The sequence below is a fragment of the Paenarthrobacter aurescens genome, assembly GCF_025421775.1.
Classification (GTDB): Bacteria; Actinomycetota; Actinomycetes; order Actinomycetales; family Micrococcaceae; genus Arthrobacter; species Arthrobacter aurescens_B.
In genome coordinates this window covers 223,181-238,285 of the sequence record NZ_JAOEFX010000008.1, presented here as the reverse complement: position 1 = coordinate 238,285, position 15,105 = coordinate 223,181, and the positions used below count along the sequence as shown (strand labels likewise).

The window sequence follows — 15,105 nt, the reverse complement described above, 5'->3', positions numbered from 1 at the left end:
AATACCGTACCCGGCGATGCGCCGTTTACACATTCTCCACTCGGGCGCCTTGCTGGGAACGTGCGCTGGCGTAAAGGCACACAGTGGCTGCCGTGCCCAGGTTCAAGCTCTCAGCAGCCCCGTACACGGGCACAGCGACCCGGTGATCAGCAAGGGCCAGCTCCGCGTCTGACAAGCCCTGCGCCTCGTTGCCGAACAGCCATGCCGTAGGGGCCTCAAGGGCGTAGTCCGAGGCTACAGACCCATTCCCCAGCCTCCGTGCCGCATTCTCATCCTGAAGCTTATCCAGATTGACGGTTCCGTATCCGTCGGCAGCCAGGACTCCGATACCCCGCTCCCGGCAGCGTGCTGTCAACTCCTCAACATCGGCGCCCAGTACCACGGGCAGGTGGAAGAGGGACCCGGCTGTTGAGCGGACCGCCTTGGGGTTGTAAATGTCCACGCTCGAGCCCGTCAACACCACGGCGTCGGCTCCGGCAGCATCTGCAGCACGCAGGACTGTGCCGGCGTTGCCGGGGTCGCGGACCTGGCACATGACGGCGATCAGGCGAGGACCGGCGTCGAGTACTGAGTCCAGGCTGACGTCCACAAAACTGCAGACGGCCACAATCCCCTGCGGGTTGACGGTGTCCGCCATAGCGGCGAGCACCTCGTCATTTGCCAGGCGAAGCAGCGTTCCCTGCGCGAGGTCGGCAAGTTCGGGGAGGCGGTCAAGACACGCCTCGCTGGCAAATACTTCATGCACGACGGCGGAGCCACCAGCCGCTGTGCGCTCACGGTGCAGGGTCAAAGCCTCGCGCACCGCCTGCGGGCCTTCTGCCAGGAAGCGTCCGCGCTTTAAACGCGCCGGGCGCCCGGCAAGCTTGGCGACGTCCCTCACCCGATCTGCTCGGGGGTTGGTCATCGGAAAGTCTTGCGGGCGCCCGGTTTCGTTCATATAAAGAACTTTAGTGGCAGTTGCGACTAGTTCTTGATCTGCTGGCGGGCTTCGCCACCTGCAGGCTCAAAGCCGGCAGCCTTTGCAGCCTCAACTGTGGAGAACCAGTATTCAGCAGCGGTGGTGTTGTACCAGGTGGAACCCGGTACGTGGTACTTCTTGGACTCAGCGTTGCCCTTGATGGCATAGCCTTCCGGAGCCTCGTCACCGTCGGCAGCAACTGCGCCGTCGATGGCCGGCTTCTCGGAAACAACAGCCTTGACAGCCGTCGCCGTGGCAGCTGCGGGAGCAACCTTTGCCTTGGGAGCAGCCTCAGCCTTGGCGGCCGGAGCGGACGTGTCAGCCGGGAGTGCAGCCTTGGCAACGTTCACCAGAGCGGCGAAAGCGTTGGCGTCGGAAACAGCCAGTTCGGCCAGCATGCGGCGGTCAACCTCAACCTCAGCGGCCTTGAGGCCCTGGATGAGACGGTTGTAGGTGAGGCCGTTGGCGCGGGATGCAGCGTTGATGCGCTGGATCCAGAGGCGACGGAAGTCACCCTTCTTCTTGCGGCGGTCGCCGTAGCTGTACACAAACGAGTGCAGCAGCTGCTCTTTGGCCTTGCGGTACAGGCGCGAACGCTGACCGCGGTAACCCTTGGCGCGTTCGAGGACAACCCGGCGCTTCTTGTGGGCGTTTACCGCCCGCTTCACACGTGCCACGTGCGTACTCCTTCAGAAATCTTTATCCCAAGCTGCTACTGCCGGTAAACCGGCCGGCCTGAGAAGGCTTTTGGTGTAGTCGGCCACTGCCGGATGGCAGCAACCAAAGAACTTGGAACTTAGACGCCGAGCATCTTCTTGATGACCTTGGCATCGCCCTTGAAGACGAGCTTGTCGCCGGCGAGGCGACGGGTCAGCCTGGAGGACTTGTGCTCCAGGTAGTGACGGCGGTTGGCCTGCTGACGCTTCAGCTTGCCGGTACCGGTCAGCTTGAAGCGCTTCTTAGCACCGCTGTGGGTCTTCATCTTCGGCATGGGAACCGATCTCCTTACGTATCCACGGACAAGTCCGCGATTCTTTCGCGCAGCCGGCCTACGAGGGCCGGCGTGCTGGTTGCTTGCCGGTGGAGGCCAGGCCTCCGCGGCGTTGAACTAGTTGGTCTTGCGTGATGCAGGCTTCGGCGCAGCCTTGGGGGCTGCGGGCCGGGCTGCCGGCTTCGGAGCTGCCGGCTTGGCGACAGGCTTCGGAGCCGAAGGAACGGCAGGCTTCGGGGCAGCGGCCGGAACCACAGGCTTCGGAGTTTCGGCCGGTGCGGCCTTGGCAACCGGAGCCTTTTCGGCCGGGGCAGCCTTGGCAGGTGCAGCCTTCGGAGCCGGGGTTTCCTTGACTACGGGAGCTTCTTCAACTACCGGAGCCTCTTCGACGACCGGTGCTTCTTCAACTACCGGAGCCTCTTCAGCAACCGGCGCTTCTTCAGCAACCGGAGCCTCTTCAACTACCGGGGCTTCTTCAACTACCGGAGCCTCTTCGGCGACGGGAGCTTCAGCCTCGGGAGCCTCCACAGTTTCCTGCTTGGACTCTTCCTCACCAGTCAGGAAACCGGCGGGGAGAAGGTCGCCCAGTGACTGCGTCAAGGGAGCTTGCTCGCCCGTTGTGTCCACTCGCCCCGACGCCTTGGCCTCATTCTGGGCCTTGGCTTCGGCACGCTGGGCCGCGCGGCGGGCTTCAGCTTTCGCTTCGGCCTTGTTCTTCAGCGGACCGATCACCATAACCATGTTGCGGCCATCGATGCGCGGGCTGGACTCTACGATGCCTACCTCGGCAACATCCTCAGCGAACTTCTGGAGCAGGCGGATGCCCATCTCGGGACGCTGCTGCTCACGGCCGCGGAACTGGATCATGGCCTTGACCTTGTCACCGGCACCGAGGAAGCGAAGGGCGTGTCCGCGCTTGGTTTCGTAGTCGTGCTTATCGATCTTGAGGCGGAAGCGAATTTCCTTGAGAACCGTGTTGGTCTGGTTCTTGCGGGCTTCACGGGCCTTGACTGCAGCTTCGTACTTGTACTTGCCGAAGTCCATCAACTTGCAAACGGGAGGCTTAGCCTGCGGGGCAACTTCAACGAGATCGAGATCGGATTCGGCAGCAAGACGCAGGGCGTCCTCGATGCGGACAATTCCTACCTGTTCGCCGGCAGGGCCGACCAACCGCACCTCGGGGACGCGGATACGCTCATTGATTCTTGGCTCGCTAATGTTAAAGCTCCTGTGGTTGTGGTGATTTCACCGGCAAATAGAGAAGGCCCCCAATTGCTGGTGCAATCGAAGGCCTCGAAGATCGGCTGTACCCCCCGAGAGGGAGGCACACACTTTCGGAGGCTGCGCCACCTTAAGTGTCCGACCAGATACCCGGCAACCTCTTGTCCCCAAAGGGATCCTGTCCCTGAAAGGGAAACGGCTGACGCGGGTGGGAGAGAACTCCGCTTGCAAACTGAAAGTCAATTCTACAGAAACAACCCGCCAAGCGCACATTGCACGCGGCGGGAGCATTGCCTGCGGATGTTCACTGTGAACAACACCGTGAATGACACCCGTGAATAACGACTTCCAGTCGGTCTGTGACAAGCTTACCAGTATGAGCACTGAAGACAGCAATCCCCGCAACTCCTACAGCGAAGACGCCGTCCCCGCCGCCGATGCCGGGGTTTCACAGCAGATCCGCGACATCGCTGAAGTCCCGGCCGTGGAAGTCATCACCACTGGAGCCGTTCACCTTATGAGCGCAGCGGCCGTAAAGGTGGGCCTGGCAGATGACCCCAACGCAGAAGACCTCAAAGATCTCGACGAAGCCCGCAAGCTGATCACAGCCCTCGCCGGCCTGGTGTCTGCAGCCGCCCCTGAAATCGGCTCACAGCACGCCGGCCCGTTGCGTGACGGCCTCCGCTCGCTTCAGCTGGCCTTCCGTGAAGCATCGCTCATTCCCGACGCCCCGGGCAAGGGCCCGGGGGAAAAGTTCACCGGACCGGTGAACTAGCCGGCAACTGCCTCAAGAACCGCCGACGGCGGGTCGACCCTCTGTGGTCGGCCCGCCGTCGTCGTCTGTTTGGTTCCCGGGCTTCTCAGACGCGCGCGGCCCTGCGGCGCATGGACGTGAGGATGAGTCCCGTAGCGCAGAGCGCAACGCCGGCGATGCCGACTGCCGCAAAGCCACCAGACGGCCCCACGGTATCGATGAAGACCCCGGCCAGAGGCGCACCCAGGGCGACGCCTGCGGTCAGCGCAGAGCCGTACCAACCCATCGCTTCACCCCGGCGCTCCTCGTCCACCAGGTCAGCCACCTTCTCGGACGACGCCGACAAAACCGGCGCGCACAGCAGGCCGGGCAGGAGCGACAGGAACGCGAGGGTCCAGGTGTCTTGGGCGAAGCCCATCGGAATGGTGAGGGCCGCCATTCCCAGCAGCAGGAGCATTGGCGAAATGGACCGCTTCATGGATCCGTAGATGAGTCCACCGACGACCGACGCTGCACACCAGAAGAAGAAGACGATTCCGATTTCATTCTCGTGACCACCGCGTTCCAACAACCCGACGATGCTGACATCGGACCCGCTCAAGACCATTCCCGATCCTGCAGCAACCACGAAAAGCGCCGCAACAGAGACCGTGAACCAGGTGAAGTTCCTGGCAACGCGACTTCGGAGGGCGGCCGTGCGCGAGGTGGCAGACGCCATCTCCGAGGCTGCCTCCTGGACGTGGGCCGGCGCCGAAGCCACCATGGCGGCCTCGGCAGCAGCGAGGTCAGCGGCTGCCCGGTCCGCGGATTCCTGTGGAGTGCAGGCCACGTCGCTCCGGGTGGGCGGGTTGAACCACATGAGGAACAGCCCTGCCACGGAAACGGAGATTCCTACGGCCGTGAGTCCGATCGCCGAGAACCCGCTCGTGGCAACGATCGCGCCAACAGCTGGACCAATCATGAAAACAAGCTCTGTGGCGATGGAATCGAGGGCGAATGCCGAACGGCGCTGTTCGCCATCCACCATGACTCCCAGGGACTGGCGGACAACGCTGAAAATCGGCAACGTGAAGAGGCCACCGACAAACACCAGCGGAAGCAACCACTCGTACGAAACGTGCGGGACGATCGTCCAGATGACAGTTTCGGAGACAACCGAAGGTATGAGGGCCTTCCTGAGGCCAACCATGTCCACACGGCGGCCACGCCACGGGGCGCCCAGCGCAATGCCAATGGTCATCACCGCGGCGGCTGCACCGGCGGCAGCGTAGCCCTGGCCCAGGGTCAGCACTATGTGCAGGGTGAGAAGCACCCCCGCTGCCGAGTGCGGAATGCGGGCAATCATGCCCACAACCAGAAGGCGCCGAACAGGGCGGATGGACAGCATCTCTTTGTAGAGAGCGAAGTTCACTGGCTAAATCCTCTTGTTCCCCCGGGGCAGCCCGGGGGAACCCGTACTGCCGTTAGTGCAGCCCGGGCTCCTGCGCCGCACGCTGCAATTTCACTTCGATGGAGTCGACGCCCTCGGCAAACGAATCCATCCTCGCCCACGCCTCGTTGAGTTGGCCAACCAGCGATTGCACAGCTACAGCGTCCAGTCCGTCTTCAAGGAAGAGCACCACCCGCAGCTCCGGGCCCGCTCCACCACCTGATACGTGACGACCGTCGGCAGTGAGGGATGCAACACCGCCACCAGGTTGCGTCTCGAGGCGGCGGACCGTCCGAAATGCCGAGACCGTTGAAGCGAGAGCAGACTCCAGTTGATCATCAAGGTAGGACGGCGTCCAGTCCTTCTGCTGGGCAAGGGCCCACATGGCCGGGCGCCGCACGACGAAGGTGAAGTCGGAGCCCGGATCCAGGACCAACAGCTGGGCACCCTCGGATACCGCAGAAAGTGCGGCGCGTGCTGCGTAAACAGCAACAGGGCGCGCTTCGGAATGCCAGGCTTCAAGGGCCGCTGCCGAGGTGAATACGGGCATTGCCGTACGGCCATCGGGGGCCTTCAGTGTGACCAATGCCATATCAGCTTGCTTGTCAGCGTGGAGGCCGTCGACGCCTTCCGCTTCTTCAGCGAGTTGGGCAACAACAGGCACGAAGACCCGCGCCGTCGCCAGGGAGGCAACGACGTCGGCCTCGCTGCCGGTTCCACCGATCAGCGACTCGAGAGCGGCGGTATAGCCGGCGTCTGCCGTGCCTTTGTCATCCTCGAAGTTGTGGATCTTGGCATCGTCTCCGCTGAGGCTCCGGCCTGCCCAAGGCTGGCCGGCAGAGTCAGCCGCTCCCCCGGCACCCGCCAACGCGGCAGCAATATGGCCGGGAAGCTCACGCCTGCCGTGGCCGTGATCCTCGTGCCCGTGGCTTGCGTCGTGGGGCATCAGCGGCGACCGGCGACGTCCAGGGCTTCAGGCAGCGTGAAAGCACCCGCGTAGAGAGCCTTGCCCACAATCGCGCCCTCGACGCCCAACGGCACCAGTTCACGCAACACCCGAAGGTCCTCAAGGCTGGAAATGCCACCCGAAGCCACGACGGGCTTACCTGTCTTCTCCACCATCTGACGCAGCAGCTCCACGTTCGGTCCCTGCAACGTTCCATCCTTGGTGACGTCGGTGACCACATAGCGGGCGCAGCCGGCATCCTCAAGGCGGGCCAGGACTTCCCAAAGGTCGCCGCCCTCCTTGGTCCAGCCGCGTCCAGCGAGCGTCGTACCGCGGACATCAAGCCCGACGGCGATCTTGTCACCAAAGCGGTCAATGGCCCTGCGGGTCCATTCCGGGTCCTCCAACGCTGCTGTGCCGAGGTTCACGCGGGCTACGCCCAATTCGAGGGCGCGCTCAAGCGATTCGTCATCGCGCAGGCCGCCCGACAGCTCCACCTTGACGTCGAGCTGCGACACCACCTCGCTGATGAGGTCCGCATTGTTGCCACGACCGAAGGCGGCATCGAGGTCAACCATATGCACCCATTCGGCACCGGCGTTCTGCCAGTTCAAGGCCGCTTCCAGCGGTGTTCCATAACTCGTTTCCGAGCCGGCTTCACCTTGCAGGAGGCGGACTGCCTGGCCGTCGACGATATCGACGGCAGGCAGGAGTTCCAGTACGGACTGGGTGGAGGTGGTCATGTGTGTCCTTGGAGTTCGAAGGTGACGCGGGTTTTCGAGTGACCGGTTCAGTTACCGGGCAGCGTCAGGAGATAGGCGGCCAGCAGGGACATCCCGGCCAGCACATAGAAAGAAATGGAAACCCAACGAGGCTTCTTCTGCTGGTGGAAGGAAATACCGCCGCCAACCAGTACGCCAGCTAGCCCCATGAGTACTACCGACCACATCTAGGCGGCACCGCTTCCTGCTTCGTCAGCTGCGGGGACGCCAGGCTTCCGCAAGCTGTCTACCCAGTTCCGCAGGAGCCGCGCCCCGGCGTCGCCCGACTTCTCGGGGTGGAACTGGGTAGCACAGAGAGGACCATTCTCAACGGCAGCAATGAAGCGCGCACCGTGCTCGGACCAGGTGACCATGGGCGGGGCCATACGTGGCTGCACTACATCGAAGTTCCACTCCTGCACACCATAGGAGTGCACGAAGTAGAAGCGCTCCTGCTCGACGCCGGCAAAGAGTTTGGAACCCTCCGGCACGTCCACCGTGTTCCATCCCATGTGCGGGACGACGGGGGCGGGAAGCAATTCCACCTTGCCGGGCCACTCAGCCATGCCCTCGGATTCCGTTCCGTGTTCAACACCGGCTTCGAAGAGGACCTGGAGGCCCACGCAAATGGCGAGCACTGGGCGCCCACCGGCAACCCTGCGCCCAATCATGCGGATGGCATCGACGGCCTTGAGTTCCTTCATGACGGTCTCATAGGCGCCGACTCCGGGAACCAGCAGCCCATCGGCGTTGAGCACATCCTCCGGCTTGGCGCTCAGCACCACGTGGGCACCGGCACGCTCAAGTGCGCGGACAGCGGAACGAACGTTGCCCGATCCGTAATCCAGCACCGTCACGGTGGGCTTGCCTTCCGGTGACTCCGGCTTGACCGAAGCGATCGCGTCGACGACCGCCCCTTCTTTCAGGATCTGGCCGCTCACAGTGCCCCCTTGGTGGAGGGAATGCCCTCGACCCGGGGATCGGATTCCACGGCGGCACGAAGCGCCCGGGCAAAGGCCTTGAACTGGGCTTCGACGATGTGGTGCGGATCCCGGCCCGCAAGCACGTTCATGTGCAGGCAGATTCCGGCGTGCAAGGTGATGGCCTCAAAAACGTGACGCGTCAGCGAGCCGGTGAAGTGGCCCCCGATGAGGTGGTACTCCTGGCCGGCAGGCTCTCCACCGTGCACCAGATACGGGCGTCCCGAGACATCCACCACAGCATGGGCCAAGGCTTCATCCAATGGAACTGTGGCTTCACCAAAGCGGCGAATACCGGCCTTGTTGCCCAATGCCGTGCGCAGGACTTCGCCGAAAGTGATCGCCACGTCTTCCACCGTGTGGTGGGCATCGATGTGGGTGTCGCCAGTTGCTTTTACGGTCATGTCAATCAGCGAGTGCTTGCACAAGGCGGTCAGCATGTGGTCGTAGAACGGAACTGAGGTGCTGATGTCCGAGACACCGGAGCCGTCCAGGTTGATCTCCACCAGGACGGAGGATTCGCTGGTGGTGCGCTCCATGCGCGCAGTGCGGGCAGCGGACGGCGTGGCGCCGGTTTCGCTCATTGGGACGTCCTTATACACGGAGGTGGGTTGGGTCTATGGACAAGTTTAGGCGGGCTTCGAGCCTTGGCCGTCCAGCAGCGCTTCAAGAGCCACCAGGAAGGCCGTGGTTTCAGGCTCGGTTCCAGCGGTAACCCGCAAGTGGCCGGGAATGCCGACGTCGCGGATCAGCACACCGGCATCAAGCAGGCCCTGCCAGATTGCGTGCGGGTTTTCGAGGCCGCCAAAAAAGACATAGTTGGAATCCGATGCCGCGGGCTTTAGGCCGAGGCGAAGGAGTTCGGTCACAATGCGGTCGCGCTGGATCTTGATGTCTTCGACGTCGGCCATGAGGGCTTCGCGGTGGTTGAGCGCTGCGAGAGCGGTTGCCTGCGTGACGGCGGACAGGTGATACGGAAGGCGGACCAACCTGATGGCGTCAGCGACCTCCGGAGCTGCGGCCATGTAACCGAGTCGGGCACCCGCGAGGGCGAAGGCTTTGCTCATGGTGCGGGAAACAATCAACCGCTCCCGGCCGGGCAGCAGAGTCAGGGCGCTCGGCGTATTGTCGTGCGCGAACTCGTGGTAGGCCTCGTCCACGATCACTATGGCCTGGCTCGCTTCGCCGGCTTCGTACACGGCTTCGACGACATCCAAGCCAAGCCCTGTACCCGTTGGGTTGTTGGGCGAGCACAGAAAGACGATGTTGGCTCCGGTTTCCCGAACCTGGTCAGCGGCCGACTCAGCGTCCAGCCCGTAGTCGTCCGCCCGCACTCCACGGACATATTCGGTGTCGGTCCCGCTCGCAAGCAACGGGTACATGGAATACGTGGGCGGGAAGCCAAGGGCCTTGCGCCCCGGACCGCCAAAAGCCTGGAGGATCTGCTGCAGGACTTCATTGGATCCGTTGGCCGCCCAGATGTTGTCCGGGGTGAGTCCGTGTCCGAGGTACTCGGCCAGCGACTCGCGAAGTTCGGTGAACTCACGGTCCGGATAGCGGTTCAATCCTGTAGCTGCAGCTGCTACGGCTTCGGTGATGGCGGCCTGAACATCCGCAGGGACACCATGGGTGTTTTCGTTGACGTTGAGCAAAATGGGGACATCAAGCTGCGGTGCGCCGTAGGGGCTCAATCCACGCAGGTTGGTCCGGAGGGGAAGTCGGTCAAGTCGCTCAAGCTGGTCACTCACCACCTCAGTTTAAGGGGCGGTAGGGAATGCCCACTAACTGTGACGCCGGGCCGCGGCATTTCCCCGTAGTTGAATGCCGCCTCGTGCCTCAGTTTGCGGGAACGAACAGCTGCTGGCCGGGCTGGATGCGGCCCCCACGGAGGTCGTTCAACTGGATGATCTCCGCGATGACATCGCGAGGGTCCCGCTCGGGAGCGGCCGCCCCGGCGATACCCCACAGTGACTGGCCAGGCTGGACCGTGACGGTTACCGCTACCGGCGGCTGCATTTGGGCCTGCGAGTCCGAGGCTTTGGCCGGCGAGGTGATGACACCGGCAAGGCTCAGCAACGCGGCCACCAGCAGCATTGCAGGAATGCCGAAGAAGACCATCCGTCCCCGCCTGGTGAGCCGCAGGCGGGAGGGAGCCTGGGTAGTGCGGAAATCAGCGAACGTAGTGATTGCGGACATGAGCTGAGCCCTTCTGAGCTATTGCTTTGCGCCGGAGTGCCCGGCGCTTGGCTGCCAATTCTCTTTGTGTTGCCGTCCGCCGATCCGTATGTTCGAACACTTTCTTCGAACATCCGGCTTCAGCATCAGGTTTTTAGAACACATATTCGAACCTTGCTAAGACATTTTTAGCACTTATCAACGAACGGTGTCGAGACTCGCTAGAACAAATGTTTGATAAACGCCTGTGCCTGCCCTACGTTTGAGTGAAGAAACGGCACTGTTTCAGTGGAACAGGAGGGTCTGACATTTTTCAGGCCTGACATCCCCGGGCACACCTCGGGGCGGAATGGAAAGGCATTGGCGAACATGGCAGCGAAAGCCACCGGCGGCGGGGCACCCCTGCGGAGCCAGCAGCCTCAAAAAAGTCCCAAGAGCCTGACCGTCCGGCAGAAGAAGATCCTGGAGACCATCCAGCGCTCAGTCAATGACAACGGCTACCCGCCCAGCATGCGCGAGATCGGCGACACCGTGGGGCTCGCCAGTTTGTCCAGCGTCACCCATCAGCTTTCCCAACTCGAGAAGCTCGGCTATCTTCGCCGGGATCCCAAGCGGCCGCGAGCCATGGAAGTCCTGATGCCGCTGACCCTCGACGGCGGACCCATCCCTGGCGTGGAGGCCGCTACGACGCTTCGCAGCGCGGGCGGCTTTGCCGTGACAGAACTTGCCAGCGCCAGCGATACCGCGATGGTCCCCTTGGTGGGCCGTATCGCGGCCGGTGGTCCCATCCTGGCTGACCAGACCGTGGAGGACGTACTCCCGCTGCCCCGGCAGCTGGTAGGGCACGGCGAACTGTTCATGCTGAAGGTGGCTGGTGATTCCATGATCGATGCAGCCATTTGCGATGGCGACTGGGTTGTTGTCCGCAGGCAAAACGATGCCATCAACGGTGACATCGTGGCTGCACTTCTGGACGACGAAGCTACGGTGAAGACCTTCCGTCAGCGCGACGGCCATACCTGGCTGCTTCCGCAGAACACCCAGTACGAACCAATCCTCGGCGACCAAGCCACCATCATGGGCAAGGTCGTCTCTGTTCTGCGTTCCCTCTAGGCTTCTGCGTTCCCAACAGGTTCCTGCACCCGACAAGATCTGTGGGCGCAAAGAGGCGCAAAGAAAGGCCCCGCTCCCAGCGGGGCCTTTCCCATGTCAGCCTTACCTCTAAGGCGCTGTGGCAGATCCCAGGCGCTCCAGGACCCCACGCACCACTGCACGGTCCGTGGTGGCCCAGAACGGCGGCAGGGCAGCCCTCAGGAAACCGCCGTAGCGTTCTGTCGACAACCTGGAGTCGAGCACCGCCACAACGCCTTTGTCGCCGGTGGAACGAATGAGTCGTCCAGCGCCCTGTGCCAAGCGGATGGCTGCGTGTGTTGCCGAGACTGCCATGAAGCCATTGCCACCTGACTGCGCGACTGCCCGGGAGCGGGCAGTCATCAGGGGATCATCGGGCCGGGGGAAGGGAATGCGGTCAATGACCACCAGGCGGCACGAACCACCGGGTACGTCCACGCCCTGCCACAAGGACATGGTGCCGAAAAGGCAAGTGTCCGGCTCGTCTGAGAACTGCTTCACCAAAGCCGCCATGGTGGATTCCCCCTGGCAAAGGATGTCCACGTCGAGGCGGAGTCTCATGGCGTCAGCGGCCTCTTCGGCAGCACGCCGTGAGGAGAAGAGACACAGCGCTCCCCCGCCTGATGCCCTGATCAAATCTTCAAGCTCATCGAGAGCCTCAGGTGATGTTCCCCGGCCCGGCTTGGGCAGATGCTTCGCTACGTACAGCACACCCTGTTTGGGGTAATCGAAAGGCGAACCGACGTCGATGCCGGTCCAGCTGGGCGCTCCGTCGCCGATCAGGCCAAGGCCCCCTGCCGCCGGTTCGAAGGCTGAGCCGATGGCAAGCGTGGCAGAGGTGAGCACCACCGTGTGGTCGGCGAACAAGCCCTCACGCAGCCGTCCCGCGACGCTCAGCGGGGCGATGTTGATGAGCGCGGGTGCGGTATCGTCCGGCGGCGAGTAGCCCTGCTGGGGGTCAAAGGTGCTGTTCCGCGAGAACCAGACGACTTCCCGGTTCTCCTTGGCCGCGAGCATCCGTTCACACAGTTCAAGAATGAGCATGAGGCGTGAACGCGCAAGCTGCCTACCGCCGTCGACCGCGTTCGAAGAGTCCGTCTTCGAGTCGGACAGTGCCGCGCGGGTGGCGTCCCGCAGCTGGTCCAGGCAATCGAGTTGTTCGTCGTTGAGCCCGTTGGGCAATAGCCCGTTCGGCACGCCGGCGATGGCCATGTCCAAGCGGTCGGCCGCGGCATTGAGAGCATCCACCGTAATGGCCGTATGTTTTCGTGCGCTCGACGCAGCGGCATGGACCATGGCCACGGACAGCTGACCGGAGACAGCGCCGGTCACACGGTCCTGCAGCTCGTGGGCCTCGTCCACCACCACCACGTCATATTCAGGCAGCACAGCCAACCCCTCGAAGGCGCTGACGGCCAGCATGGCATGGTTGGTGACCACGACGTCGGCCTCGCCCGCGCGGGACCTGGCAAGCTCGCTGAAGCACTCCTCGGCGAGGGGGCACTTCTGGGCGCCGAGGCATTCCATGGATGTCACCGAGACCTGCCTCCATGCCCGGTCCGTGACACCGGGCATCAGTTCGTCACGGTCGCCGGTGGTCGTCTTTTCGGCCCACTCGCGGAGGCGGACCACTTCCTTACCGAGCTGTGATTGCGGTCCGCCCATCGAAGCTGCAAAGTGTGGCACGCTGGTGTCCTCGCCCAGCGAGAACAGCTGTCCTTCAGAGGGCTCTTCGCTGGGGAACCCGCCTTCAAGTTTCTGCAGGCAGACGTAGTTGGCCCGGCCCTTGACGAGCGCCACCTTGACGGGCCGTTCAAGGGCAGGGTTGATGGTTTCCAGCAGGCGGGGAAGGTCCCGGCCAACAATCTGCGTTTGGAGTGCCAAAGTGGCGGTGGAGACGAGAGTCGGTTTGTCACTGTCCATGGAATGTGCGATCAACGGAATCAGGTACGCCAAAGACTTACCTGTTCCCGTGCCGGCCTGGACCAGCAAGTGTTCCCCGGTCTCGATGGCCCGGGTGACATGCTTGGCCATTTCGTGCTGGCCAACACGGCTTTGGCCGCCCATGCCGGCAACAGCCCGGTCCAACAGCTCAAGGGTGGCCTTCTCCCCCACCGACTCGACGGCGTCCGCCGCCACTTTCTCAACCATTGCTGACGAAAGACTCCAGTTCGGCCGCCAGTCCTTCGCGGACCATGACAACCACCCGCGTCCCGTTTTCCTCATGGTCAAGGCTGAGGATCTCCGAATCGGAGCTGTGCAGCTTGCTGATCATTTCACCGCGGTCATACGGAATGAGCAGCTCAAGGCGCACACCCGGCCGGGGAATGGACTGGCTGATGTCCTCCAGCAACTCCGCGATGCCTTGGCCTGTGCGCGTGGAAACAACCGCATGACGCGGTTCCTTCTGCTTGAGGCGCTCCACAACAAAAGGATCCGCCACATCGACCTTGTTCAGGACGATGATCTCGGGAACCTTGCGTGCATCGACTTCAGTAAAGACAGCCCGGACAGCGGCGATCTGGCCCTCTGGATCAGGGTGCGAAGCATCCACGACATGGAGGATCAGGTCCGCGTCGGCAACTTCCTCCAGCGTGGACCGGAACGCCTCGATCAGCTGCGTTGGCAATGAACGGACGAATCCAACCGTGTCCGCCAGTGTGTACCCAATGCCATCTGGAGTTTGGGCCTTACGGACAGTGGGATCCAACGTGGCGAACAGTGCGTTCTCCACCAGGACACCGGCGTCAGTGAGGCGGTTCAGCAGCGACGACTTGCCGGCGTTCGTGTAGCCGGCGATTGCCACTGAAGGAACAGCATTACGACGGCGGTTGGCGCGCTTGGTTTCGCGTGCCGGCTTCATTGCGGCGATTTCACGCCGGAGCTTTGCCATGCGCGTGCGGATGCGTCGGCGGTCCAGCTCGATCTTGGTTTCGCCGGGACCACGCGAGCCCATGCCGGCACCGGCCCCACCCACCTGGCCACCGGCCTGGCGGGACATGGAGTCACCCCAACCACGGAGGCGCGGGAGCAGGTATTCGAGCTGGGCGAGCTCTACCTGGGCTTTGCCTTCACGGCTCTTGGCGTGCTGGGCAAAGATATCGAGGATCAACGTGGTGCGATCCACGACCTTGACTTTCACGATGTCTTCAAGGCCACGACGCTGGGAAGGTGCCAGCTCGGTGTCCACCACTACGGTGTCCGCCCCCGTGGCAGCAACGATTTCCTTGAGCTCCTGTGCCTTGCCCGATCCCAGGAATGTCCCGGGGTCCGGCTTCATGCGCCGCTGGACCAAGCCGTCAAGAACCTCCGAACCGGCGGTCTCTGCCAGTGCTGCGAGCTCCCGGAGCGAGTTCTCCGCATCGGCAAGAGTTCCCTCGGTCCACAGCCCCGCCAGGACAACACGCTCAAGGCGCAGTTGCCGGTATTCGACCTCAGTGACATCTTCAAGCTCAGTGGAAAGCCCTGCAGTACGGCGAAGGGCACGACGTTCGGCCAGGTCTTCCTGGTCGCCGTCGTAGATGCTGTGCTCCTGGTCAAGCGTGGAAATCGCCTGCGCCTTGCCGAACACACCGTTGGCATCGTTGTCATCAGATGCCTGCGTGGGTACATCCTTGGAAAGAATCCGGTCGATGACGGCCTGGATTTGTTCAGGACTCATGTCCTGGGCGTCGGAATCGGATCCGGAGTGCTTCTGGGTGGTCATGGTCTCCTTAGACTGTTCGGCTATTCCAGAATAGTGCTGTTTGCTGCTCAATG

16 protein-coding genes are annotated in these 15,105 nt (G+C 62.9%); 2 read left to right on the top strand and 14 right to left on the bottom strand.

Annotated features, from left to right (window positions below; translation table 11 throughout):
• Nucleotides 1-25: 25 nt before the first annotated feature.
• The 4 genes from N7568_RS17685 to infC form a co-directional block, all read right to left on the bottom strand.
• Nucleotides 26-937: a TrmH family RNA methyltransferase gene (locus N7568_RS17685; RefSeq protein WP_261611082.1), complete on the bottom strand. Its 912-nt coding sequence runs from the start codon at nt 935-937 to the stop codon at nt 26-28.
• Nucleotides 938-963: 26 nt separating this feature from the next.
• Nucleotides 964-1,635, bottom strand: a complete 672-nt coding sequence (rplT, locus tag N7568_RS25975) for a 50S ribosomal protein L20, sunset domain variant (RefSeq protein WP_261611081.1) — start codon at nt 1,633-1,635, stop codon at nt 964-966.
• 119 nt (nt 1,636-1,754) lie between these two features.
• Complete coding sequence (gene rpmI, locus N7568_RS17675; RefSeq protein ID WP_011774324.1) at nt 1,755-1,949, bottom strand: 50S ribosomal protein L35; 195 nt, start codon at nt 1,947-1,949, stop codon at nt 1,755-1,757.
• A gap of 117 nt (nt 1,950-2,066) precedes the next feature.
• Nucleotides 2,067-3,125 carry a translation initiation factor IF-3 gene (gene infC, locus N7568_RS17670; RefSeq protein WP_439898994.1) on the bottom strand — a complete coding sequence of 353 codons (1,059 nt, stop codon included), beginning with the start codon at nt 3,123-3,125 and terminating at the stop codon, nt 2,067-2,069.
• A 421-nt stretch (nt 3,126-3,546) separates the two neighbouring features.
• Here infC and N7568_RS17665 point away from each other — a divergent pair, with 421 nt between their 5' ends.
• A complete protein-coding gene (locus N7568_RS17665) occupies nt 3,547-3,945 on the top strand; it encodes a DUF1844 domain-containing protein (RefSeq protein ID WP_261611080.1) in 399 nt (132 codons plus the stop codon).
• Nucleotides 3,946-4,030: 85 nt separating this feature from the next.
• Here N7568_RS17665 and N7568_RS17660 read toward each other — a convergent pair whose 3' ends face one another.
• The 8 genes from N7568_RS17660 to N7568_RS17625 form a co-directional block, all read right to left on the bottom strand.
• The gene (locus N7568_RS17660; RefSeq protein WP_261611079.1) at nt 4,031-5,335 is read right to left on the bottom strand and encodes an MFS transporter; all 1,305 of its coding nucleotides are present in this window, start codon (nt 5,333-5,335) and stop codon (nt 4,031-4,033) included.
• Between the two features lie 52 nt (nt 5,336-5,387).
• The gene (locus N7568_RS17655) at nt 5,388-6,299 is read right to left on the bottom strand and encodes an SseB family protein (RefSeq protein WP_261611078.1); all 912 of its coding nucleotides are present in this window, start codon (nt 6,297-6,299) and stop codon (nt 5,388-5,390) included.
• Nucleotides 6,299-7,042: a bifunctional 1-(5-phosphoribosyl)-5-((5-phosphoribosylamino)methylideneamino)imidazole-4-carboxamide isomerase/phosphoribosylanthranilate isomerase PriA gene (priA, locus tag N7568_RS17650; RefSeq protein WP_261611077.1), complete on the bottom strand. Its 744-nt coding sequence runs from the start codon at nt 7,040-7,042 to the stop codon at nt 6,299-6,301. The genes N7568_RS17655 and priA overlap by 1 nt, the downstream gene beginning before the upstream one ends.
• A gap of 47 nt (nt 7,043-7,089) precedes the next feature.
• Complete coding sequence (locus N7568_RS17645; RefSeq protein WP_200846897.1) at nt 7,090-7,248, bottom strand: hypothetical protein; 159 nt, start codon at nt 7,246-7,248, stop codon at nt 7,090-7,092.
• Entirely contained in the window at nt 7,249-8,001 is a 753-nt protein-coding gene (gene hisH / locus N7568_RS17640; protein WP_261611076.1) for an imidazole glycerol phosphate synthase subunit HisH, read from the bottom strand. It lies immediately after the preceding gene.
• Nucleotides 7,998-8,624 (bottom strand): imidazoleglycerol-phosphate dehydratase HisB, encoded by a 627-nt coding sequence (hisB, locus tag N7568_RS17635; protein ID WP_089594411.1) that lies wholly within the window; start codon nt 8,622-8,624, stop codon nt 7,998-8,000. Before hisB ends, hisH begins: the two co-directional genes overlap by 4 nt.
• A 45-nt stretch (nt 8,625-8,669) precedes the next feature.
• Entirely contained in the window at nt 8,670-9,788 is a 1,119-nt protein-coding gene (locus tag N7568_RS17630; protein WP_261611075.1) for a histidinol-phosphate transaminase, read from the bottom strand.
• 88 nt (nt 9,789-9,876) lie between these two features.
• Nucleotides 9,877-10,236, bottom strand: coding sequence for a LysM peptidoglycan-binding domain-containing protein (locus tag N7568_RS17625; RefSeq protein WP_261611074.1), 360 nt, complete (start codon nt 10,234-10,236; stop codon nt 9,877-9,879).
• A gap of 348 nt (nt 10,237-10,584) precedes the next feature.
• Here N7568_RS17625 and lexA point away from each other — a divergent pair, with 348 nt between their 5' ends.
• Nucleotides 10,585-11,328: a transcriptional repressor LexA gene (gene lexA, locus N7568_RS17620; RefSeq protein ID WP_261611073.1), complete on the top strand. Its 744-nt coding sequence runs from the start codon at nt 10,585-10,587 to the stop codon at nt 11,326-11,328.
• Nucleotides 11,329-11,436: 108 nt separating this feature from the next.
• Here the strand turns inward: lexA and N7568_RS17615 are convergent, their stop codons facing one another.
• Nucleotides 11,437-13,497, bottom strand: coding sequence for an ATP-dependent DNA helicase (locus N7568_RS17615; protein WP_261611072.1), 2,061 nt, complete (start codon nt 13,495-13,497; stop codon nt 11,437-11,439).
• A complete protein-coding gene (gene hflX / locus N7568_RS17610; RefSeq protein ID WP_261611071.1) occupies nt 13,490-15,052 on the bottom strand; it encodes a GTPase HflX in 1,563 nt (520 codons plus the stop codon). Before hflX ends, N7568_RS17615 begins: the two co-directional genes overlap by 8 nt.
• Nucleotides 15,053-15,105: the final 53 nt, after the last annotated feature.

Bases quoted from the DNA above. Each gene is read 5' to 3' on its own strand.
- N7568_RS17625 (WP_261611074.1), bottom strand. From the start codon at position 10,236: ATGTCCGCAATCACTACGTTCGCTGATTTCCGCACTACCCAGGCTCCC.
- N7568_RS17665 (WP_261611080.1), top strand. From the start codon at position 3,547: ATGAGCACTGAAGACAGCAATCCCCGCAACTCCTACAGCGAAGACGCC.
- rpmI (WP_011774324.1), bottom strand. From the start codon at position 1,949: ATGCCGAAGATGAAGACCCACAGCGGTGCTAAGAAGCGCTTCAAGCTG.
- lexA (WP_261611073.1), top strand. From the start codon at position 10,585: ATGGCAGCGAAAGCCACCGGCGGCGGGGCACCCCTGCGGAGCCAGCAG.
- N7568_RS17685 (WP_261611082.1), bottom strand. From the start codon at position 937: ATGAACGAAACCGGGCGCCCGCAAGACTTTCCGATGACCAACCCCCGA.
- hflX (WP_261611071.1), bottom strand. From the start codon at position 15,052: ATGACCACCCAGAAGCACTCCGGATCCGATTCCGACGCCCAGGACATG.
- hisB (WP_089594411.1), bottom strand. From the start codon at position 8,624: ATGAGCGAAACCGGCGCCACGCCGTCCGCTGCCCGCACTGCGCGCATG.
- N7568_RS17615 (WP_261611072.1), bottom strand. From the start codon at position 13,497: ATGGTTGAGAAAGTGGCGGCGGACGCCGTCGAGTCGGTGGGGGAGAAG.
- N7568_RS17645 (WP_200846897.1), bottom strand. From the start codon at position 7,248: ATGTGGTCGGTAGTACTCATGGGGCTAGCTGGCGTACTGGTTGGCGGC.
- N7568_RS17655 (WP_261611078.1), bottom strand. From the start codon at position 6,299: ATGCCCCACGACGCAAGCCACGGGCACGAGGATCACGGCCACGGCAGG.
- priA (WP_261611077.1), bottom strand. From the start codon at position 7,042: ATGACCACCTCCACCCAGTCCGTACTGGAACTCCTGCCTGCCGTCGAT.